The sequence below is a fragment of the Candidatus Laterigemmans baculatus genome, from assembly GCF_010367455.1.
In the GTDB taxonomy this organism is placed as follows: Bacteria; Planctomycetota; Planctomycetia; order Pirellulales; family Pirellulaceae; genus Laterigemmans; species Laterigemmans baculatus.
On the sequence record NZ_WRPR01000023.1, the window covers coordinates 15502 to 37284 of the forward strand.

The 21783-nt window shown below is 61.9% G+C and carries 20 protein-coding genes; 10 read left to right on the forward strand and 10 right to left on the reverse strand.

What is annotated here, in order from left to right; all coding sequences use genetic code 11:
* Nucleotides 1-221 precede the first annotated feature (221 nt).
* Both GNK13_RS04630 and GNK13_RS04635 read right to left on the reverse strand, forming a co-directional pair.
* On the reverse strand, nucleotides 222-1238 hold the full coding sequence (locus tag GNK13_RS04630; RefSeq protein WP_164101281.1) for a threonine ammonia-lyase: 1017 nt from the start codon (nucleotides 1236-1238) through the stop codon (nucleotides 222-224).
* Nucleotides 1235-2752: a hypothetical protein gene (locus tag GNK13_RS04635; RefSeq protein ID WP_235934776.1), complete on the reverse strand. Its 1518-nt coding sequence runs from the start codon at nucleotides 2750-2752 to the stop codon at nucleotides 1235-1237. Before GNK13_RS04635 ends, GNK13_RS04630 begins: the two co-directional genes overlap by 4 nt.
* 192 nt (nucleotides 2753-2944) lie before the next feature.
* Here GNK13_RS04635 and GNK13_RS04640 point away from each other — a divergent pair, with 192 nt between their 5' ends.
* A complete protein-coding gene (locus GNK13_RS04640) occupies nucleotides 2945-3667 on the forward strand; it encodes a hypothetical protein (protein WP_164101282.1) in 723 nt (240 codons plus the stop codon).
* Between the two features lie 284 nt (nucleotides 3668-3951).
* Here GNK13_RS04640 and GNK13_RS04645 read toward each other — a convergent pair whose 3' ends face one another.
* Nucleotides 3952-7131, reverse strand: coding sequence for a protein kinase domain-containing protein (locus GNK13_RS04645; RefSeq protein ID WP_164101283.1), 3180 nt, complete (start codon nucleotides 7129-7131; stop codon nucleotides 3952-3954).
* Nucleotides 7132-7591: 460 nt separating this feature from the next.
* Here GNK13_RS04645 and GNK13_RS04650 point away from each other — a divergent pair, with 460 nt between their 5' ends.
* Both GNK13_RS04650 and GNK13_RS21890 read left to right on the forward strand, forming a co-directional pair.
* Nucleotides 7592-8215, forward strand: coding sequence for an RNA polymerase sigma factor (locus GNK13_RS04650; RefSeq protein WP_164101377.1), 624 nt, complete (start codon nucleotides 7592-7594; stop codon nucleotides 8213-8215).
* A gap of 179 nt (nucleotides 8216-8394) precedes the next feature.
* Nucleotides 8395-8529 carry a hypothetical protein gene (locus tag GNK13_RS21890; RefSeq protein WP_261345391.1) on the forward strand — a complete coding sequence of 45 codons (135 nt, stop codon included), beginning with the start codon at nucleotides 8395-8397 and terminating at the stop codon, nucleotides 8527-8529.
* On the opposite strand, the gene GNK13_RS04655 is transcribed toward GNK13_RS21890, so the two are convergent.
* Nucleotides 8526-8834, reverse strand: coding sequence for a GYD domain-containing protein (locus tag GNK13_RS04655; RefSeq protein WP_164101284.1), 309 nt, complete (start codon nucleotides 8832-8834; stop codon nucleotides 8526-8528). The genes GNK13_RS21890 and GNK13_RS04655 overlap by 4 nt on opposite strands.
* Between GNK13_RS04655 and GNK13_RS04660 the strand changes: the two genes are divergently transcribed.
* Both GNK13_RS04660 and GNK13_RS04665 read left to right on the forward strand, forming a co-directional pair.
* Nucleotides 8821-9057, forward strand: a complete 237-nt coding sequence (locus GNK13_RS04660) for a DNA methyltransferase (RefSeq protein WP_164101285.1) — start codon at nucleotides 8821-8823, stop codon at nucleotides 9055-9057. The genes GNK13_RS04655 and GNK13_RS04660 overlap by 14 nt on opposite strands.
* A gap of 353 nt (nucleotides 9058-9410) precedes the next feature.
* Nucleotides 9411-10445 (forward strand): DUF6807 domain-containing protein, encoded by a 1035-nt coding sequence (locus GNK13_RS04665; protein ID WP_164101286.1) that lies wholly within the window; start codon nucleotides 9411-9413, stop codon nucleotides 10443-10445.
* Here GNK13_RS04665 and GNK13_RS04670 read toward each other — a convergent pair whose 3' ends face one another.
* Nucleotides 10446-10625, reverse strand: coding sequence for a hypothetical protein (locus tag GNK13_RS04670; RefSeq protein WP_164101287.1), 180 nt, complete (start codon nucleotides 10623-10625; stop codon nucleotides 10446-10448). It abuts the gene before it with no gap.
* Nucleotides 10626-10748: 123 nt separating this feature from the next.
* A complete protein-coding gene (locus GNK13_RS04675; protein WP_164101288.1) occupies nucleotides 10749-12113 on the reverse strand; it encodes a purple acid phosphatase family protein in 1365 nt (454 codons plus the stop codon).
* Nucleotides 12114-12189: 76 nt separating this feature from the next.
* Here GNK13_RS04675 and GNK13_RS04680 point away from each other — a divergent pair, with 76 nt between their 5' ends.
* Nucleotides 12190-12972, forward strand: a complete 783-nt coding sequence (locus GNK13_RS04680) for a hypothetical protein (protein WP_164101289.1) — start codon at nucleotides 12190-12192, stop codon at nucleotides 12970-12972.
* Here the strand turns inward: GNK13_RS04680 and GNK13_RS04685 are convergent.
* The gene (locus GNK13_RS04685) at nucleotides 12962-13696 is read right to left on the reverse strand and encodes a 3-keto-disaccharide hydrolase (RefSeq protein ID WP_164101290.1); all 735 of its coding nucleotides are present in this window, start codon (nucleotides 13694-13696) and stop codon (nucleotides 12962-12964) included. The genes GNK13_RS04680 and GNK13_RS04685 overlap by 11 nt on opposite strands.
* Nucleotides 13697-13776: 80 nt before the next feature.
* A complete protein-coding gene (locus GNK13_RS04690) occupies nucleotides 13777-15813 on the reverse strand; it encodes an SHD1 domain-containing protein (RefSeq protein ID WP_164101291.1) in 2037 nt (678 codons plus the stop codon).
* 188 nt (nucleotides 15814-16001) lie between these two features.
* Here GNK13_RS04690 and GNK13_RS04695 point away from each other — a divergent pair, with 188 nt between their 5' ends.
* The 4 genes from GNK13_RS04695 to GNK13_RS04710 all read left to right on the forward strand — a co-directional run bounded on the left by GNK13_RS04695 (nucleotide 16002) and on the right by GNK13_RS04710 (nucleotide 18958).
* Entirely contained in the window at nucleotides 16002-17267 is a 1266-nt protein-coding gene (locus tag GNK13_RS04695) for an RNA polymerase sigma factor (RefSeq protein ID WP_164101292.1), read from the forward strand.
* A gap of 93 nt (nucleotides 17268-17360) precedes the next feature.
* Nucleotides 17361-17792, forward strand: coding sequence for a YciI family protein (locus GNK13_RS04700; RefSeq protein WP_164101293.1), 432 nt, complete (start codon nucleotides 17361-17363; stop codon nucleotides 17790-17792).
* A 278-nt stretch (nucleotides 17793-18070) separates the two neighbouring features.
* Nucleotides 18071-18535 carry a VOC family metalloprotein YjdN gene (gene yjdN, locus GNK13_RS04705; protein WP_164101294.1) on the forward strand — a complete coding sequence of 155 codons (465 nt, stop codon included), beginning with the start codon at nucleotides 18071-18073 and terminating at the stop codon, nucleotides 18533-18535.
* Nucleotides 18536-18547: 12 nt separating this feature from the next.
* A complete protein-coding gene (locus GNK13_RS04710; RefSeq protein ID WP_164101295.1) occupies nucleotides 18548-18958 on the forward strand; it encodes a YciI family protein in 411 nt (136 codons plus the stop codon).
* Between the two features lie 180 nt (nucleotides 18959-19138).
* On the opposite strand, the gene GNK13_RS04715 is transcribed toward GNK13_RS04710, so the two are convergent.
* Together GNK13_RS04715 and GNK13_RS04720 are read right to left on the reverse strand one after the other, a co-directional pair.
* Entirely contained in the window at nucleotides 19139-20809 is a 1671-nt protein-coding gene (locus GNK13_RS04715; protein WP_164101296.1) for an ATP-binding response regulator, read from the reverse strand.
* A gap of 76 nt (nucleotides 20810-20885) precedes the next feature.
* Nucleotides 20886-21668: a response regulator gene (locus GNK13_RS04720; protein ID WP_164101297.1), complete on the reverse strand. Its 783-nt coding sequence runs from the start codon at nucleotides 21666-21668 to the stop codon at nucleotides 20886-20888.
* Between the last annotated feature and the right edge of the window lie 115 nt (nucleotides 21669-21783).

The following is a 21783-nucleotide window of genomic DNA, read 5'->3' on the forward strand; positions in this document are numbered from 1 at the left end:
ATGAAACTGATACTCAGTCTCAATAGAGGCGAAGTTTAATGGGGAGACGCGGGCTGGTCAACACCCGGGGAGCTTTCGCTTCGCCATAGTCGCCTTTCGCTCCGCGAAAGTAGCGTTCTTGCACCACTTTCGCGGAGCGAAAGGCGACTGTATGCCTGCACCACTTTCGCGGAGCGAAAGGCGACTATATGCCTGCGCAACTTTCGCGGAGCGAAAGGCGACTATGCTTCCCCGATCCAGCGGCGGAAGGCGTCGTCGTCGGCGTTGCGACCGCTGATCACGGCGACCACGTCTCCGTCGCCGGCGAGTTCGACTTGGCCGCTGAGCAGCGCGGCGATGCCGATCGCCCCCGACGGCTCGGTTCGCAGTCCGTGGCGGTCATAAATCCACCGCATTGCCTGCTGCGTCTCGGCGTCAGGAATGGCGACCGCCTCGCTGACCAACTGACGCAAGATCGGCCAGTTGTGTTCGCCGACGTCGTAGGAGAGCAGCCCGTCGCAAATGCTCCTCGGATGCTCGATGCGGCGCCGTTCGCCAGCGGCGAGTGACTGGCAGAAATCGTCGGCTTCGCTCGGCTCGACTCCGATAATTCGAGCTTCGGGGAATCCGTCATGGATCGCGATCGCCTGGCCGGCCATCAAACCTCCGCCGCTGATCGGACAGAAGAAGTGCGAGACCGAGCGGCCTTGCGACTGCAGATCGCGGACGATTTCCAGAGCTCCCACGCCGTTGCCGGCGATCACGAACGGATCGTCGTAGGGCGAAGCGGGGATCGCGTTCTCGTTCTCCGAGATCTCGCGAGCCATCCGTAGCCGATCGCCGGTGATGTGATCGCGCGTAATGTCATAGGTTCGCACCTCCGCGCCAAACGATTGCGTCCGTTCGAACTTGATCCGCGGGGCGTTCTCGGGCATCACGACGATCACCCGTTTGCCGTACCGCATTCCGGCGTAGGCGATTCCCGAGGCGAAGTTTCCGGAGGAGTGGGCGGCGATCGGGCGGTCGCCGATCCGCTCGAGATTGTTGTACATCCAGTTCAGCGCCCCCATCAGCTTGAACGAGCCCGAGGGAGTCCAGCCGTAATCTTTGATCCACACGCGGCGGTTCGGCGAGAGGCCGAGCTGTTTCTCGAGTTCGTAGGAGCGAATCAGCGGTGCCGGCGAAATGTGCTCGCGGATCACAGGCTCAGCGGCGCGAACGTCTTCGATGGTTGCGATCCGGATCTCGGTTGCACTCATAGCTTTCCTAGCAATTCGGACACCTTGTCCTCGAAAATCTGTTGCCATGCGGGAGCCAGGATACAGTCGCTGTCCTCCTGAGCTCCGCCGATGTTCCGCAACTGTTCGGCGGTCGGCGCGTAATAGATATAACCATTCGTATAGCCGGCGACGAAGGTCTGTTCGTGCGGCGAGCGTTCTTTGATGCCCAGGCCGATCCGCACGGTCAGTTCACCCGGAAAAGTGACCAGCACGAAGTCTCCGATACGAATCGCTGCGACTTCGACGTCGATCGTCCGCTTCCCCGAATCGAGCAGGCTTCGCTGATGTTTGCGGAGCAGGGCGAGGTTCGTTTGCAGCCGTGTCAGCTCTTCCATCACGCGGATGTTTTCGGCATAGGCTTCGATGTTCCGCCGGTTCTCCGCATCGAGCCGGGGCAGGTGCTCGCGGCCGAGCGCTTGGTCGTGCAGATAACGCTGGGCCGGGGCCAGTGGGTATTCGCCGCCGACCTTATATTTAACGATCAGCGGAAGAAAGGTTTCAAAATTTAAACTCGTCCCGCGGAGCGATTGCAGCAGCCGTTGTTGCTCGGCTTCCATGGCGTAGATCCGCTCAGTCGGATCGACTCGCGGCAGGGTCAGCGTCTCGTTCAGAACGACGAACCGGGCGTCGTCTCGGCAACGAATTTTACGAACCGCCTCGAGCGTGCTCAGGCCGAGCAGGTTGCCGAGCGGTTCGGCGTCGCGAGGCTGGTCGACCGCTTTGTAGCCGATCGGATTGATGTCGCCGCCGCAGCCTTGCACGAACAGCGCGATCGCGCCATCGTCCAGGTTGTCTTCAATCACCTGGGAGGCAAAGCCGGTGATATCGGCGGTGTTGCCGCCGCTCGGGACGCCCTGAATCGGATGGCAGGCGAAGTTATAGACGACGGCCAGCGTGCGACCGTCGTCTTTGCGATCGAGCCGGAGGATTCCAATCTGAGGATCGACCGGTCCGGCTTCGGCGACTTGTTCGTCCGCTGGAAAGGCATACGCGTGCCGCACGTCGGCCTCTCGGCCGCTCTTGAGCTTCACCCGCCGGTTCTCCATGATCCGGTCCTCGTGTCCGGAGCCGCTTCCGACAGTGACTGGAACCATGCTTTGCACGGCCGCCTCGACCGCCTCGACGGTGCGCTCGGCGACGTCCGCACGCACGACTCCATGGCAATGGCTGGCGTTGGCCAGCACATTGGCCGGCTCGATGCCAAGCTTCGCCTTGAGGTGTTGGCGGACCGTCGGCAAGTAAACGTTCGTGATGTAGCCGATCTCCCCGATCGCGACCGCATCGACGGTGATCAAGACCGCGGTGGTCTCGCCCGACTGGATCGCCAAGGCTTTGACCCACAGCGGATCGTTGACGGGTCCCGCCTCGCGGTCGGTGATCTCGACTTTGGCCACCCCCGCCCTCAGCTCTTCGGCGGCTGCCGAAGAGCCGAAGTTCATCGCCGCGATCGCGGCAACGGCGAGCAAAACGATCTCGGTCGAGCGAAGCAGCATGGTGTCGGTCCTCAGCAAAAACGGTCGGGGCAGCCAGCGGGCCGGAGCGGTTACCGGCGGGGCTGATTCTAGCTCAATTGGTGAGTCTCTGTGTGCCGACTGCCGAGGGAGCTTCGCTCTGAACGCACCGATCGTTAGGATGCAGGTTCGAACGGCTTCCGTCACCCGTTTCACCAGCTCCGAGGAACCGAGATGTTCGACATTCACCAAAACCTGTCAGATGAATACGGAGAATGGGACGAGGATGCGGCAGAGGAATACATCGAGGGGCTACTCGAAGCCTTCGACGATTCGCGGGAGGCGAAGGAGCTTTCCGCTCGGGAGACCGAGTTCGGGTGGAGTCGAATCTTCCTCGAGTACGGCTTTTCCTATCGGGGCGAAACGCCTCCGCAGATGAACCGGTACAGCATCGAGGAGATCGTCTTCGAACTGTTTCCCCGCAAAGTGTCGACCCATGCGGATGCAGCGGCGGACATCATCGCAGAGCTGAGAGCGTTTTGGAGTTTCTTGCAGCGAGAATATAAGCTGGCCAACGCCGCGACGATTCTCGAGGCATTGGATCCTAAAGCTGAGGAGGAGCTCAAAGCGGCCCTCGGCGACAGCTCGAATTTCGGGCCGGCCAAGTCGCTCGTGTTAATGGGACGGGAGGCTGGGTTTGATATGTCGACCCAGGAAGGGATGGCTGAGTTCATGCAGTACTATAACGCCAACATCGCGGCTCAACGGGCCGAGCGAACCGCGGCCGAGAAGCCTTTGCCGCCGAGTCGCATCGATCCGCCTAGCCCACTCGGTGGCCTCCGGGACCCCGGCGCACCGCGGGTCAAACGCCCCCTCTCGGTGACTCACGTATCGCCCGACGAACGCCGCGAGCGAAACAAGAAACTCCGCAAGCTCAAAGGAAGAAAAAGAAAATAGCCCAACGCAATGCCGCAGTCCCGGAGGGACGACATACACTAGCCTGGGGCGCGAGCTGCAGTCGCGCTCCATTGAGCCGTAGGCGCTAGCCTCGGGCTCGATCCGTTCCGCGCCGCGGCAAAACGTTGTGCTGCAGCGGCGGTTAAACATGAGTTCGAGCCATTCGGCAGCGCAACGGAACCCGCGGCTAGCGCCTTGCGGCTCAAATGGAGTTTGCATGGGGCTTACGCCACCTGGCTATTCTCTGCCGCCGCTCCGCGGCTGAATGCTCGACCTGCCGCAAGCTAAGGCCGCACCACCTCGCCTCCGTTGCGGGTGATCAGCTTGGCGAGTTTTTCCCAGTCGACCGGGTCCATCTCGTGCGCCGCTCCGTCGGCGTTGAGGTAGTAGAGGGGCGAGTCGTCGAAAGGTTTGATGGCCTTTGCATCTTCCGGTTTTTCGAAGCGAAGATCCTCGGGCTTCGTCCACGGGACGCTGGCCTGGCTTTCCACGATCAGCAGCGTATTACTGGTTCCGTCGCGGAACTCCCGCATCGCCAGCCCACCGCCGGTGCCGAGCGCCGTCTGTTCGCCGACGAAACCTTGAAAATGGGTTTCGCCAGCGGGTGTGGGCTTGTCCGAACCTTCCGCCAACGGACTGCGATAGACCTCGGGCATCTTCGTAAGCAAGGTTCGGTTGTGCTCGCTGTCCCACGGCTCGTCGAAGCGATACTGATCGAACAACTCGTTCTCGCCAATGAAGGGCAGGATCGCAACTCGCCAGCTGAACGGTTCGAGCTTCGTTTTTCCACCCGAATGGCGAGCGCCTTCGAGTACATTCGTGCTTCCGGGAAATTTGCCGTAGGGCGCGTAAAAATTGTGAAACGCGAGGCCTAGCTGCCTGAGCTTTCCTGGTGTCGCAGCTCCTCGGGAGTCCTTTGGGTCGCCCGCAACTGGTGTTGTCGGAAGATCCTGCTCCGCAAAGCCTGCAGGCTTGAGTGCGTTAACAATCGCCTGGGCCAATTCGTGATTCTTCCCTTTTAGGATCGCCTGAAGTTGTCTCAAGTTTTCTGGTATGTCACCGATTCGTGTGAGGATCTGGTGAGTTCCTGTAGAATCTCGAGACGTTTTTAGCGAAAGTGCAAGTTTGCCATCTGGGCGAACGGAGTAGACACCCGGCACTGTTGCGTCAGTGCCAAATTCGATTCGTTCATTTCGAAGGGTGATTCTGTGATGGTGAGCGTCTATACGCAAATCGAATGTTCCGCCGCCCGTCAGGGTATTTGCATTAGCGACATAGAATTTCTTGCCGTCGAATGCCCACACGGTCTCAGGTGCGTCTTCGACTTCCTTCACGTTCACTCTTAGTTCGCTTACTCGCCAGATCCCCTGGAACTCTTTGAAGCTTTTACTCATCGGATCCGCAGTCGACTTCCTAATCGGCTCGGATCCACTGCCCACGCCACGAATCGCGTCGATCAAAGCCTTGATTTGCTCGTCGCTCAAATCGCCCTCCAGGATGGCTTGGCTGCTTTTTAGGCCTGCATGGACGACGGGCGCGGCGATGACTTTGCCACCGAGGATGATTGCGATCTGTCGCTGGACACTGGCTTCCGCGAGTTGATTAAGCTTCGCGAATAACGCTTCGTCAAAGTTTAGCTCGATGCGGTTGATGTCGTTCTGCTTCGTAACCGTCGCGGCAACGTGTCCCTCGATCGTTTCCCAGCCGATCATTCCCGCGGAATCGTTTCTAGCGAGTACATACCGCTGACCGTTGTGGAATAAGGAGAGCGGCTCGTTGGGACCGGGGGCCACCGCTATTCCCATCGGCATCATACCCGAGTCCAAACCGAGCCGGCCGTCGGATGCAAGCGGGAAATTCGCTGCCGACAGCGGGTACCAGGTACCGATCTCGGTGGCGACCGGGCGGTTCTTATCGCTGGTCAGGAACTTATCGATGGCTGCCCGCACAGCTTCATCTTTGAGATTCGGCTCCGCGAGGATGGCGAATTGAAGTGGCGGGATTCCGGCGGCGTTGCTGAGCGGTTCCGTATGCGTGGCTGGCGCGGTATCGCTGTCTGCCTCCCCACTGGTCGCGTCGCCGATCGTCACTCGGCTGCCGGCCGGGGCTTCGAGGCGGACGGTCGTTCCGTCGGGATACTCGATCGTGAGCAGGATTCCGAGCACTGCGCCCAAAAGCATTCCCGCAACGCCGCTGGCCAGGGCGATCCACAGGGCGATCGGACGGCGGAGCAGGGGGAGGGTAGGTGGCGAGCTGGGGCGAGTGCTCGGCGACGCCGGCTGAGGGAGCGGTTTTGCAGGTTCGAGAGCTTCCGCCCGCTCGGCGAGCCTTCCGAGTTCAGCGCCCTGCGTGAACGCGGTCAGCCGCTCAGCGACCGCCTGCGGTGTTTGCGGACGCTTCCGCGGCTCTTTGGCGAGCATCGCCGCGATCAAACGCACCAGGCCCGCCGGGGCGTCGGGCAAGCGATCGGCGAGACTCGGCGGCGGCTCGGAGACGTGCGCGGTCATCTTGGCAAACGCGGTCAAATGCTCCGCGTCGGCGAACGGGGCGGAGCCGCAGAGCAGCTTGAACAGCGTGCAGCCGAGCGAGTAGATGTCGGCGCGGACGTCGACCGAGCGGCTATCGGCGACTTGTTCGGGAGCGACGTAATCGGCGGTCCCCATGGTCTGACCGGTGCCAGTCATCCCCACCGACTCCAGTTCGTCAAACTGCAATCGGGCCAATCCCAAGTCGAGCAGCTTCACCTCGCCGCGGCGGCTGAGCATGATATTCGATGGTTTGACGTCGCGGTGGACGAAACCTTGGGAGTGGGTGTAGGCGAGCGCCACGGCGACTTGGCGAGCGATCTCGCAAGCGTCTGCCACCGTCAGCGGCCCGGTGCGGGCGACGAGTTCGCTGAGGTCCAGGCCGTCGATGTACTCGGTGACGAGGACTGCCGTGCCATCGACTTCGCGAGCATCGTGTGCGGTGACGATGTTGGGATGGTGGAGCTTTCCCACGGCTCGCATTTCGGCATCAAACCGCTCTCGCATGCGTGGGTCGCCGAGCCGATGGCCGGCAAGCACTTTCACGGCGACTTCGCGGCCGAGTTTGGTATGGCGGGCGAGAAACACCGATCCCATCCCGCCGCTCCCCAGCGGCCGCACCAGTTCGTACTCGCCGATCGCCCTCGGCAATTCCGTAGGGACGCCGTCGGAGGTCGTATCGCCCACTGCCGCGAGTGCTCCGAGCGCCTTGGCGAGCGCGAGTCGGTAGCCCGGCTCGCCGTCAAACGCCGGCGGGGCTTCCGGAGAACGCAGAGCAGCAACCAGCGAATCCTCGCCATCGGCGACCGAAACAATCGCCGAGCGGCACGGTTCGCAGCCGCGCAGATGCTCAAGCAGCTCGTCGCTCCGCTCGTCGGCGAGCCGCCCCGTCGATAGGGCTCGCAGTTCCTCCGGCGGCGGACACTCAGTCGCGATCATCATCGTTCTCCCCGTGACCTTATAGGATAAACCTTCCGCTAGCCGCGGAGTATCGCTCCGCCGCAATGAGATGAACGCGAGCGTCTGACACGATTTTTCGAATCGCCGGCAGTCGCAGTTGCAGAATCTCGCTGCACCAACCACTCGCCCGGCTCCTGCATCAGCCGCCGGGCGCTAGCCCCCAGTTCTCGAAAATGCCATGACAACCGGACGCTAGCCCGGATTATTCATCAGCCGCCGGGCGCTAGCCCCCGGTTTCCGAAAACGCCGTGAGAACCGGACGCTAGCGCGTGGCGGCTGTTTTAACGCACTGTCTCGCGACGGTCTGTCGCAACTTCAAACACCACATGAACTTGTAATACATTTAGCTAAACGCATGAATAATCCGGGCTAACGCGTGGCGGCTGATTCAGAGATGCGTTCGGTGACAGCCGGCATCGCAGCCACTACGATTGGCGGCATGGATCATCCCCATCTCCCAACCCCGCCGCCCCCGGAGCATCCGACGCTCTCCTCGACGTTGCTCGGCGATGTGCAGCAGATGGATGCGGCGGCGTGGAGCCGGTTGGTGGAAATCTTTGGGCCGATCGTCTACCGCTGGTGTCGCACGACCGGCGTCCCGGCGGCGGATGCAGCGGATGTGGTGCAAGAGGTTTTTACTTCGGTCGCCCGCGGGATCGGCACGTTTCGCCGGCAGAAAGAGGAAGGAAGTTTTCGCTCCTGGCTGGCCACGATCACCCGCAATCGCGTTCGCGATTATTTTCGCCGACAAGCCGCTCGCGAATCGGTTCGCGATGCAGCGGTCGGAGGCACCGAGGCGCTGCGGCGGTTGGAACAGCATCCCGACTCGCTTGAGTCGACGATCTGTCCTGAGTCGGCAGCCGGCTCGATCCTGCGGCACTCGCTCGAGGCGGTCCAAGCCGAGTTCACGCCGACGACCTGGAAGGCGTTTTGGATGGCCGCCGTAGAAGGGAAGCCCGCAGCGGAGATCGCCGAAACGACTGGGTTGTCGCTGGCCAGCGTCTATCAAGCCAAATCGCGTGTCCTCAAACGCCTGCGTGGTCGCTTGGCAGAAGTGCCGTAGAGTCGGAGGCTGGTTAGAGTTCATGCCGCCGCTCATTCGCTTGCCGCGACATCCGGCTTGTCGCGGAGCCTACCATGACGCGACCTGAAAGCTCCTGCGAAAGGGCTACTTATTTCAGCGGTTCGATGCGGAAGGCATGCAGCACGAGGAACCGGTGCTTGGGATCGGTGGAGTGAAGGATGCTGAGGGCGCTCGGCTACGATCGAACCCGGCAGTTCATCGAGATCATGCGGCACTCGATCGCCCTCAACGGATCGTTCTTCAATACCCAGCGGATGTTGAACCAATACGTGATGCGGGCCTATTTCGGTTAGCCAACACCTCCTTCGCTGGATTTCGGGAGGAGCTCTTCCATCTCCGCGGCGGTGAAGGCGCGGTTGGTCGTGGTCCGCACGTTCCCATGCGAACCGAGTTGCAGCAGAAACGTTGCCGCAGCGGGGTCATCCGGAGCCTCAAAAATCAGCACTCCGTCGTAGGAGCCGACGGTCCAGTAGACGTTGGAGATTTTGACTCCCAACTTTTTGGCCGCGGTCTTGATCGCCGCCACTCGCCGCGTCGTTTCACCGACCGTCTTCATCCCCTGGTCGGTGAACTTGATCGTGCTGATGAAGGTTGCCATCGCCCATCTCCTCGCAGTGGAATGCCATGGAACGGAACCCAGCTATCACGATGGGGCTCGCATCAGCCGGCGTCAAGTTTTTAAGATCTGGGACCTCCCGCTCCGGATGGGCGAAGACTTCGGGGGCTCCCTGCCTGAGTATCTCGTGCGGCTCTCGACCCGAAAGGGACAGACGGTGTTGAACTGGTTCTGCGGATCGGGATCGACTGGCGTGGCCTGCTAGCGCTCGAGTCGGAAGTTCGTCGGCATCGAACGCGACGAGCCGCATGCCCGGACCGCCGCCGCCCAGATCGCCGCCGCCCAGATCGCCGCCAAATGATCTACAATCAGCCCAATCAGTCTCGACCCCCTGAGCTCACAGCACCCATGCAGGAGGAGGGCCGGAGGAGCATCTCGATGAACTCGCCGATAACGATGCCGACGCGGAGTCGCCCCACGGCATGTTGCAATGGAAGCAGGCAAAGCAGTGGGCGGTTTGCCAGGGCCTTTGGAAGCTGATCCATGGACCCAGACCAACCCGAGAAGAACCGTAACTGAGCGAACACGATCGGAATTGGTATTAGGAATGAATGAAAGATGAACCGAGCAAGCCTCACTATTGTCGCCCTGTTATTCGTCGGCTGCGCGGCTGTCGCGGCGGATCCTCTGGAGCCAACTTCGTCGGTGCCGGTTCGGTGCGAGATCGTTCCACTCGCGGACTTTGCAACTTCATTCACGATCGACGGGATCGAGAAAACTCGCTGGCATTTTGACTCCCAGCATCCAGGACCGTTTTTCTACCCGTTGCGAAGTCCGCGCGGCGGAGTGCTGACTCGGATGGGGCATCCAGGTGCGCCGAACCACGATCACCACCGCTCGATCTGGTTCGCGCATAAGGACGTCGATGGACTGGACTTCTGGTCGATGGATCAGAAGACGCGGATCCGGCAGAAAGGGTGGTATGGATACGGCGATGGTCCAGACGAGTGCGTCATGGCGACTTCGCTCGGCTGGTACGACGGCGAGGGCCGAGAGGTGATGGAGCAGGACCTGGTCGTCGCCCTGCAGCCGTTACCGGAGGAGGAGCATGCTCTGGAAATCCAGATCACGTTGCGGCCGGGCGAGGGGCGGTCGAAGGTGGTGCTGGGCAAAACGAACTTTGGACTTTTTGCTGTCCGCGTCGCGAAGAGCGTGTCGGTGCATTTTGGTGGAGGAAAGTTAAGCAGCAGCGAAGGCGGAGAGGGAGAACCGGCGATTTATGGGCGTCCAGCCCGGTGGGTGGACTACAGCGGGCCGGTGGTCGTTGGCGAGGGAAGTGACCGCAGAGCCGAAGTGGAGGGCATCACCTTTTTCGATCACCCCGACAATCCTCGTTATCCGACGACTTGGCACGTCCGGTCTGACGGATGGATGGGAGCGGCGTTCTGTCTAAACGGGAGCTACGAGGTGACGGCGGAGCAGCCGCTTGTGCTCCGCTACCTGCTGCACGCTCATCGCGGCAGCTGCGAACCAACCACTGCGGAGCAATTACACGAAGACTTTGCAACGCGGCCGGAATATGAGATCCGGAAATCCTCGCAGCCGCACCGGCAGTTCGAAGTCGTCCGCACCGCGACCGATTCGAACAGGTAGTTAGACCCGCGGACGGCGGAGAATGTCGGCGCGGTGCACGTGCCGCTTTTCAAACTCCGACAAATCCTCCGGCGGGCATTCCACCGGGTCGTTGGCTTCCTGCAGGCTGACCGAGATCACCAGGAAACTGATCAAGGCGGCCACCATGACGATCAGGAAACCGAGCAAGAGATAAACCATTGTTTGCACCCTCCAGAGGGGCACGCCCCGAGGGCAGGCGCGCATGGCACGAACCGAAGACGGCCCCGGGTTGTGCGGCCGCCAGCAGATAAATCGCTGCAAACGTTGGACCTCTCCCTGCGGTCATTCACTGCGCGCCGGAGCGAGCGGAGCTTTAGGTGCAAGGCTGAACGAGTCGATCGGTTTGCGGTCGAGGCCGATCGCTTGGACATGCAGCCCGTCGTCGCGGATCTCCAGTCGATGGACATGGTGGGCGGCGGTGGTCATGCCGGGAGCTTGTAAATACCAGCGTGATGGATCGGGAGTCCGCTGGGGGACTCCCAGCCCACCATCGCCGATATAGACGATCCCCCGCTTCGGGTCATGTTGGTCGTTGCGGATTGGGAGCGTCCGCTTCAGGCTATGGTGGTCGGCTTCGCAAACCAGGTCGACATCATACTCCTCGAACAGGGGCACCCAGTGGAGGCGTTGGGCCTCCCCCTGCCGATAAGACTTCACGCTCCCATACGACGGCACATGGTACTGGGCGATAATCCATTTGCCTTCGTCCGCGCGTTGCCGCCGCAATTCGTCTTCGAGCCAGTTTCGTTGATCCCCCGCCTTGCTGATTTCCGTGTTCAGCGTGAGCAGAACAGCGCGGTCACTGAGTTCGGTGGCGAAGTAGTAATCGTGGTCGCGTCCGGGCCAAAAGAACATCTCTTCGAACACGATGTCGCGATCGTGATTGCCGCGAGCCGGAATGATCGGCAAAATTCGGTCGGAGTCGGTGATCGTCAGCTCGTGATCCGACAGCCAATCGGTCATGAACCGCCAGTGGGCACGGGTGCAGTAGTCGCCGCCATGAAACAGCGCCAGGATCTCGGGATCCTCCTCGACCATTTCGGCGATCATGCGGTTGATCTCTCGACGCGCCGTGTGAGCGGCGGGGAGGGATGGAGGCCGCCGCGAGTCGCCGCCGAATAGCAACTTGATCGGACGATCATCCGCTGGAGCGGTGACGAAATGGAATTCGCGCGAGACCAAATCGTCGCTGGCCACGACGAAATAGTAAGTCGTCGCCGGTTCGAGATTCTCGAGCAGCAAATGATGGTAGAATCCGGCCGGTGTGCCCTGGTCATCTCCGACGGTGGTGAACCGGCCGGAGCGAGTGACGGGGTGTCGGTTGGCGTACGCCGAAAGCTCGCCCTGCCGCGGTTGAGTGTCGAAATAGACGCGGTGCTCCTTGCCGGGCTGGCCGGTGGTCCAACTGATCACAGCTTTCGTCGATGGATCATGCATCCAAAGAACGCGGAAGTGCATGATCGGCCGGGCGGCGCGTTCGGCGGGCGAACCGATCGTTTCAGCCTGATTGGGGATTTCGGGCTGCTCGGGGGCTTGGCCGTGCCCCGGCGTGGTGGCGGAGAATAACGACCCGCCGAGCACGAGCAGCGAGCCGAGGAGCCGAAGATTCATGAGTCGCAGCGCGGCGAGCGGGGAGTGAGCAAGCATGGCAACTGGGGGAGATTGGGACCGTGAAAATCGGGATGCGAAAGAGCGCTTTACTTTACTCCTCCTCGGGATCGCTGTGGCCGCGACCATGCTGGGGCAGACGTTCGCGGTATTTCGCGGCGACGGCATTTCAATCAACGCTTGGCTGTTCCTCGACCTGGGATTGAGCCACGCCGCCGCGGCTCAACTGGAGCGAATCACGCTGGTGGCGGTGAGCGTACTCGCGTGGGTGGCCCTGGCATGGCCGCGATGGTTTCTTCTAGCGCCGGCTGCGCTTTACTTGCTGCTGGAGTCGCTCGCCGGGTCGATCGTCCGCGGTTATGCCTTCAGCGAGTGGACTTTGGCCGCACACGCGTTGCGGTATCTCACCCCCGTGGCCCTGATCCTGCTCGCAGCGGCAACGCGCCGACCGCGAGCCTCGAGCTGGGCGCGGGTCAGTGGGACTTGGCTGCTACGGCTGGGCCTGACCAGCGTCTTCCTGGCGCATGGTTACGAAGCGTTCGAGCGGCATCCAGCGTTCATCGATCTGATCATCACCAGCAGCCAAAACTTGCTAGGCATCCGGATTGAGGAAAGCCAAGCAGGGGCGGTGCTGCGGATCATCGCCGTGGTCGACTTTGCCGTGGCTCTGCTGCTGCTCGTCCGGCCATGGCGTCCAATCCTGTTTTGGATGCTCTTTTGGGGGCTGGTCACCGCTTGCTCACGGATGACCAGCTACGGCTGGGGAGCGTACACCGACGTTCTCCTTCGCACGACGCATTTCGCCATTCCCCTGGCGCTACTGTGGATGACGCGAAATTCGGCTTCGCGGACGAAGGACGAGCCCGAGCGATCCACGCGGGAAGAGGCTACGGCTTGAGCGGCAGCAGTTCGACTTTGCGGAATTGCACGGGGTGACTTTCCGACTGGAGGCTGATCGTACCTTGGCGGATCAGCAAATCGTCACTTGCGATCAACCGCTGTGCGTCGGAGTCGCTCGGATCGTACTGGGGCTTTTCGTACTTCAGCACGACCTGTCCATCGAGGATGTGTTTGATCACATCCCCGCCGCGGACTTCGAACTCGGCAGTCACCCATTGGTCGCCGTGATAAGTTTTGCTCCGCGAACTGTTGCAGTGTCGGGTGATCCGTTCGCCATCGATCACGATGTGGGTGCCGGGGGTACAGACGTTGGATGTCGTGCGTTCGGCGACGCCATCGCCACCGAGCAATTGTGCTTCGACCGAGACGGGGAACCGCTGATCGACGGTCATCGTTTCCGGCTTTTGGCCGTGTAGCATCACACCGCTGTTGCGAAAGGCCCACCCAGGGCCGCCGGGGCATTGCTCGCCAATGAAGCGATATTCCACGCGGAGGCGGTAATGTGAGAACGCATCGCGGTAGAAGAGGTGACCAAACTGCTCATCGAACGTGTCGTATTGGTCGTAGCGGACCGTCAGCAGCCCGTCCTCGACGCGGAAGGTATTGCCAAAGTTCTCACCGACTGGATGATTCCGAATTTTGACGGTCCAGCCGTCCAGATTCTTGCCATTGAATAGCTGGATCCACGCCTCGTCTTCGGCGGCGAGCGATGTCGAAGCCATTGCGAACAGGCAAAACGTGGTAGCGATCAGACGACAATACACGGGCGGAGTCCTTTGCGAGCACAGGAGGTAAGTCAGGGTCAGCGGCGCGACCGCGCCCGGGCGGGAGGGGCCGGCTCTCCGGTCACATCATACCACTGCCCATCCCGGAGCACGCTGCGACCGACCGAGGCGGCGATCTCTGGCTTGGGGATTCGAGGCGGCAGATCCAGGCGACCGAAAAACGCAGCATCCGGTTTCTCATACCGCTTGACGGCATCCTGCACCGTTTCCCCCTCCTCGAGCCTCAGGATGGGAGGGATGCGGTTTTCGCTGGAGCGGGTCCAGAGCACGTCGGTCCCGCGTCGAATCTCCAGTTCCGCGGTAAACGGAGTGAGCGTCGCCGTGCTCGGCGGCCGCGAGCCATCGAACCTGCTCACTCCCATGCCACGGAACTTCAGTTCTTGCGGTTTTCCGCGACCGATTTTGGCCACTAGCGTAATCGGGGCCTGCGGGCTGACCTTCCAGCCCGCTTCTTGCGCCGCCTTGGCGAGTGCCTTTTCGATCTCCGCGGCATCGGTTCCCGGAAGCGCCTCGACTGCGATCGCGACATCCGAGCCGGGGCGAACGAGCATCGCTTCGTCGCCGGCACGCTTCAGCATTTCCGCGGACTTTTGCGCCGCCTCATGCGGCACGGCGATGCTGACCAGCACACACTCGGAAGACGTGGTCGCGGTCAGCAATTGTCCGCCGCGGAGCAGGATGGCGGTGCTCGCCGGACGCGAGTACTTCCAGACCGACATCCCAAGTTCCAAGTCGATGACGTCGCCGGAGGAGCATAGGAGCATTTTTGGGCTGAGCCAGTGGACTGGGTGGGAACCAAGATGAGCGGTCGTTGTCGCTTGATGCACAATGCGCTCTTCCACACAGTCCCAGACCAGATACTGGTTGGAAAAGCAGATGGCGAGCAGCCGGCCCGAAGCGTCGAATGCGGCTCCAGACATATGGCCTGGCTGGGTCGGGACGCGAGCCAGCACCTCGCCCGTCGCGGTTTCGACGATCGCCACATAACTGGGCTGCGGGACCGCCATGTACCTTTGGTTTGCGCTAAACACCGGAGGATCATTCGATCGCACTTGTTGGATCTTATAGACCAGCTGGGCCGAGGAGAGGTCCCAGAGCAGAAATGCCCCGTCGAGAATGACCGCGACATGCGATCCTGAAAGCATCTGTGCCCACTCGATTCGGGGGCGAAAGCCCGGTTTGCCGGCACCCGGCAATATCCGCTTGTAAAGTGGCGAAGCGGACGTTCCCTCGAGATCCTCATACATCGCCAATATTCCGCCGCGATCGAACTGGTCCAACCCTTGGATCAGCAGGGTCCGGCCGGTGGGCGGATCATGGTCGAGAATCCGTACCGATTCAGGCTGGTTCCAGATGAGCGACGAGGCTTTGGCACTGAGATCCGCGAGATATATGCGTCCGCGGATCTCCTCCTTCTTTTCCAGTTTGTTGCGACCGATGGAGACGAGGAACTTACTTCCGGTGGTTCCATATTCCACCGGCGGCGCCACGTGATCGTAGGGATCGACGCTGCCCAGAGCGATCGTCGCCGATGGGGGCGGCTCGGTAGGGGAAGCGGCGTCGGGGACGAAGGCTTTCTCGGCATCGACCTGCGTCAGGTCGAGCGTCTTGCCCGCATCGGGGAGTGCGAGCGAGGCTGCAGCGCTCGGTGATTCGGGTAAGCTACGGAGCGTCCCCGGCGCGGATGCCGAGGCGGGACTTGGAGCGTCGCTCTCGGGCATCGCCGCGGCGAACGGGTTGTCACTCGGAACCGCGAGCGACGCGAGAAACTCCTGGTCGGCCGCGCTTAACCGATCGCGAGGTACGGTGACTTCCCGGCCATTGGCGGCCCGCAGGCGGACGGTGGTCGGGGTTTGCTCGACGAGCCTCGCTTCGACCTGAAACTTGCCGGTCGAGTCCTTCCATACCCGTGGGGCGGTGGATTGAGTGGCCGTGGCGGGTGGTGCTTCGTTCTGTGCTTGTAACGGCGCAGGCGCCCCAGGACAGCCGACTGCAAGGATCAGGGCCAGGCCGAGCGGGCGAGAAAAGGGAGCGGGCAGAAGTTGGGCGGGCATGGGGGTTCTCGGTTCGAAGGCCACCGGGAAGAAATAGTGCCGTGTCATCAGCCCGTTAGCTTAGCTCATCCGGGGGGAAGTCGCCCCTCGCGTTCTCGAAATCTGCTCTGGAAACACCAGGTGCCGTGACGCTTAAGCTGTACGGCCGGAGCGGGAATGCAGGTGAGCGAGAGCAGGAGAGGAGAGGTATGTGCGACGAGACGGCAGCTTCGATCCGGGAGCGGATCGAGGAGCTTTATCGGTCTGAATCGCGACGCGTGTTCGCCACACTCGTCCGCTTGCTGGGCGATTTGGACCTGGCCGAGGAAGCGCTGCACGACGCCTTTGCCTCGGCGATGCAGAAGTGGCCTGGCGAAGGCGTTCCGGAGAATCCTCGCGGCTGGCTCATTTCTACCGGGCGGTTCAAAGGAGTCGACGCGATTCGCAGGGGGGTGCGCTTCGATGCTTCGCTAGCCGAACTGGCCCAGCGGGCTGAACAGAAGATGGCTGCGGGCTCCGCGCGGGAACTGGAGGAGGATCGCGAGGGACTCGAGGACGACCGACTGCGACTGATCTTCACTTGCTGTCACCCGGCGTTGGCGGCCGAAGCCCAGGTGGCGCTGACGCTCCGCGAGGTTTGCGGGCTGACGACCGAGGAGATCGCCCGCTCCTTTTTAATTGCACCGTCGACGTTGGCTCAGCGGATCGTTCGGGCCAAGGCCAAGATTCGCCGCGCCGCAATTCCCTACGAAATCCCGCCCCGCTCCGAACTGGCGAGCCGCTTGGATGCGGTGCTGCAGGTCGTCTACCTGGTGTTCAACGAGGGCTACGCAGCCTCATCCGGAACGACGCTGACCCGCGCCGATCTTTCGGCCGAAGCGATTCGGCTCGGCCGGCTGCTCGTCGACTTGCTGCCGGAGCCCGAGGTGGAGAGTTTGCTCGCGTTGATGTTGCTGCAGGAATCGCGGCGGCTGGCGCGGGCCTCGCCCAGCGGCGAATTGATTCTTCTGGAGGACCAGGACCGGGCGCTCTGGGATCGGGCTCAAATCGAGGAGGGGGTTGAGCGGGTCCAGCGGGCGTTGACGTCTGGTCGCGTCGGCTCCTACACGCTGCAAGCAGCCATCGCGGCGGTGCACGCGGAGGCCCCCACGGCCGCGGCAACCGACTGGGAACAGATCGTCGCCCTCTACAGTCTGCTGTTGCGAGTCGAGCCGTCGCCGGTGGTCGAACTCAATCGGGCCGTGGCTGTAGCCATGCGAGACGGTCCTGAGGCGGGCCTGGCGGCCATCGACGCGATTCTTGACCGAGGAGCGTTAGCCGATTTCCACTTGGCCTACGCGGCGCGAGCGGAGATGTGCCGACGGCTGGAGCGGAACGAGGACGCCGCGGCTGCCTACCGCCGCGCAATCGGACTCGCCCGCCAAGAACCGGAGCGGCAGTTTCTGGATAAAAGGCTCCGTGAACTCGGCCACTGACCGCCGCGGAAAAAAAATTTTCGCCGCGGTCGATTCTCCTTCGCTCCGGTCGACTACATCATGTTCAAGCCAATTCCCTTGGAGACTCTTCCGATGCGTTTCATGATCTTGATCAAAGCCGACCAGAACACCGAAGCGGGAAAAATGCCCAGCGAGCACCTGCTGAGCGAAATGGGCAAGTTCAATGAGGAACTGGTGAAAGCCGGTGTGATGCTCGCTGGCGAGGGGCTGCAGCCGAGTTCCAAAGGAGCACGCGTCAAGTTCTCCGGCAATCAGCGGATCGTGACCGATGGCCCGTTTGCGGAAACGAAGGAGCTGATCGCCGGCTTCTGGCTGTGGGAGGTCGCGTCGAAGGAAGAGGCCATCGCGTGGGTGAAACGCTGCCCCTGCCCGCTCGAAGGGGAGGCGGAAATCGAAATCCGCCAAGTCTTCGAAGCGGAGGATTTCGGGCACGAGTTTACGCCCGAGTTGAGGGAGCAAGAGGACCGGCTCCGCGACCAGATCGCCGCCCAGCAGCGCGCGTAGTCTCGTTTGCAGCCGTGCGTTTGGCTCTGTCAGAGAACCGATTTTCACCGTCACCCTTCCCCCGGGAGGGTCGGGCTCTCAGGCCCGGGGAGGGCCAGCAGAATCCAGCTGCATTGAGGGCTCTACGCCGCGCGGATCGCCCTCCCCGCTCGTCCCTCGCGACTCGCCCGGAGGGGGGCATTCACCGTTTTGTGAAAGAGCCTATCGCGTTGCAGCTGATGAAGAATCTGACCCGACACGACAGTTTTCTAACCTTACTTCCCCCCAAGAGCATTCCCATGCAACTGCAACCCTATTTGTTTTTTGACGGCCGCTGCGAAGAAGCGGCCGAGTTCTACCGCAAGACACTCGGCGCTGAAGTTGTGATGATGATGCGGTTCAGCGAAAGCCCCGAACCGGCTGGCGATGCAGAGGGTTGCCAGCCGGGCGACCCTGACAAGGTGATGCACATGAGCCTGCGGATCGGCGACACCGAGGTCATGGCTTCCGATGGCAACTGCTCCGGAAATCCCAACTTCCATGGCTTTTCTTTGACGCTCAACGCCGCCGACACCGCCGAGGCCGATCGCTGGTTCGCGGGATTGGCCGAGGGGGGACAAGTCCAGATGCCTCTGGGCCCAACCTTTTTTTCACCTCGGTTCGGAATGGTCGCCGATCGGTTTGGCGTCTCATGGATGGTTCTCGTCTCACCGGAACCGTCAGCCCACGCCCCGGCCGATTCGCAACGCGCCGCAACCTCCTGAGGACCAGGTGCCATGAAATACATGTTATTGATCTACAGTGACGAGAACGCTTGGACAGAGTCGGAGCGGGAGCACTGTTATGAGGAATCGACCCAGCTCGTCGGCCAGCTCCGCAGCAGCGGTCAGTGCTTGGCGGCCGCACCGTTGCATCCGGTCTCGACGGCTACGAGCGTGCGCGTTCGCGACGGCAAACGGCTGGTGACCGATGGACCATTCGCCGAAACCCGAGAACAGCTCGGCGGATACTTTCTGATCGATGCGACCGATTTGGACGAAGCGATCCGAATCGCAGAACGCATTCCAGGGGCTCGCGTCGGGACGGTGGAAATCCGTCCGGTCCTGGAGATCCCGGGCTTGCCCGAAGCCTTGGACGCGGTCGCCGCGGCGGACCGGAACGGCCATTCCGTGAGCCGTAGGCGCTAGCGTTCTGTCAGAAAACTCCCTCTCAGCATTACCCTCCCCCCGGGAGGGTCGGGCTCTCAGACCCGGGGAGGGCTTAGTGAATTCCGCCGCATGGAGGCTTTACGTCGCGGATCACCCTCCCCGCTCGTTCCTCGCGACCCTCCCGGGGGGTGGGTGACGTTATGGGTTTTCTGACAGAGCCTACCGCGTGGCGGCGGATACTTCGCGGACGGTGCCGCTCATGCCGTCGCCGCGAATTTGCGCGAGCAGCTCCTGCAGGCAGACCGGTTTGACGACGTGGGCGTCGAATCCGGCTTCCTCGGTTAAGCGGCGATGCTCATCGCCGCCCCAACCGGTCAGTGCAATGATCTGGGGCTGGTCATTTCCGCAGCGGCGACGGATCTGCTTGGCGACTTCAAAGCCGTCCATCCCGGGCAGCCCGATATCGAGGACGATCGTGCGATATTGCTTGCGGTCAATCGTGCGGAGGGCCATCGGGCCATCGTTGACGACGTCCGCCTCCATGCCGTGCAATCGCATCAGTTCGCGGAGACTCGTTCCGGCATCAACGTTGTCTTCGACGATCAGCACCGCTTCGCCCACCGCAGAGGCCGAACCCTGCGAAGCAAAGTCCATTTCGCTGACAGCGGACGCGTCGCAAGGGGCGACGCGATTCGCCATGTCCGCGGTTGGGATTTCACGCTGCTCGACTGCACTGTGCCTGCCTTCAGGGTGCCGTCCTTCAGGGTGCTGGGCCTCAAGAGGCTCGTCGCGCCGCGGTTCGGCAGCGGCGGCTGGCTTCGAGAGTGGCAGAGTGACCGAGAATCGGCTTCCGGTCCCGGGGCCGCGGCTGACCGCTTCGAGCGTACCGCTGTGCATTTCGACCAGATTGCGGACGATCGATAGTCCCACTCCGAGGCCTCCATACTCGCGGGTTCGGGAGGTATCGATCTGCGTGAAGGGCTCGAGGATCCGCTCCGCTTCGGACGGTGGAAATCCCATCCCGTTGTCGATCACTTGGATCACGGCCTGGCCATCGAGCATTTCGAGGCTCAAGGTGATCCGGCCGTTCTTCGGAGTGTACTTGGCCGCATTGGAGAGCAGGTTTGCCGTCAGTTGCGTCAAACGGACGGAATCGCCGTGGACGTAGACCGGGGCCTTCGGAAGGATGTAGCAGAAGTTATGAAATTTCTGCTGCATCCATTCATCGGTTTGCTCGATTGCATCGCGGACAGATTCGCGAAGGTCGACAACCGCCAGTTTCAATTGGACGTTGCCTCGCAGTAACCGAGAGACATCCATCAGGTCATCCACCAACCGGACCAGGTGGGCCATTTGGCGGGCCATCACGCGGCGGTTTTCTTCGCGAACCGTGCCCGACTTCTCCCAAATCGCCAAGCTGGTTTTGATTGGCGCAAGTGGATTGCGAAGCTCGTGCGCGAGCAGCGCGAGAAACTCATCCTTGCGGTGATCCGCCTCTCGCAGCGAAGCGGTCAGACGCTCATTGTCCTGCAATCGCATTTCGGCCAACTTCCGCTGGTGATCGCTGGTGACAAAGAGCCCGATCGCCACGCAGTTGACGAGGACATAGATCGCGAGGCTGACGAGGTCATCCGGCGAGTCTACGATCAGACTCCACGTGGATGAGACGAAGAAAAAAATTGCGGCCAACGTGCCCAGCAGCAGGGACAGTAGCGCCGGTCCCGCCCCCGCGATCCACGCCGTCAACAGGACCGACAGGTAGAACAAGCTGAAGGGGCACTCCGAGCCGAGACTCGGCTGGAGCAACGACCGTACCCAGACGGCCGTCGCCGTGCTGATAAACGCCACGGTGTAGCGTGAAAGTACATTGTTCCAAACGTGCGGTGCCATGAGCGGTCCTCGAACTCCCACGGGGCCCCGCGTCCGATGGCGGGGCATCTCAATCGAGCGGTTTCAGGACCGGAGCTCAGTGCACCGACGTCCGCAATGAACGGCCCGCCTCGCGCGGCGAGTCCAACGACGACAGTAGGGCGGGCACGTTGAGCGGCTTGGAGAACCATCCGTCCCAGCCATCGACGTCGGGACGCGTCTCCGGCCCCGCGTCCTCGCCGGTCACGGCATAGACGCGGAGGTTGCGGAGCCGCCCGTTGCCGCGGATTTGCGCTAAGGCCTCCAGCCCATTGCACATCGGCATGTTGAGATCCATTAGCACGAAGTCCGGTAGCACGGAGGACTGCAACAGGATCTCGAGCGCCTCTTGACCATCGCGGGCAACGCTCACATCAAAGCCGCGGGCGACTAACAAGTAGGAGAGCAGCATCCGCTCATTATCCGAATCCTCCACCGCCAGCACGCGTGGCCGATGGGAGGCATCGGCGACGGCCGGTGGCCAAGCCGCGATGGGCTCTTCGTCACTTTCGCTCGAAGCCGCTTCGCCAATGATCTGCTCGAGCAGCTTTTCCGCTTCCTCGGTGTTCCCACGCTCTAAATGCACCTGCAGAATCTGCAACTTCAACAGCAGCGAGTTCAGCTGGTTCCGCAGCGCGTGGGTCGTAGCCGTGTGCGGGACCGACGGATCGCTCGGCAGCAAGTCCGCGTCCATACCGACCTCGGCCCGGAGCACCTTGACCGATTCGGGGGCGGCGACGCCGACTTTGACCAGCCGACCGCTGACCTTCAGCACCCGTACGACAATTCCCAGATTGGGAAAAATGAGATCCTGCCCGGCTCGTCGAGATACGACTAACATCCAATTGCCTCCTGCATCTCCGCCGAGCCGACAAGTCGCTTCATGCGAAGATTTCGACGCCACAAGCCGTGGGTGTGGCTGCCCATCGTCCCCTGCCACAGTTCTTCGCGGACAG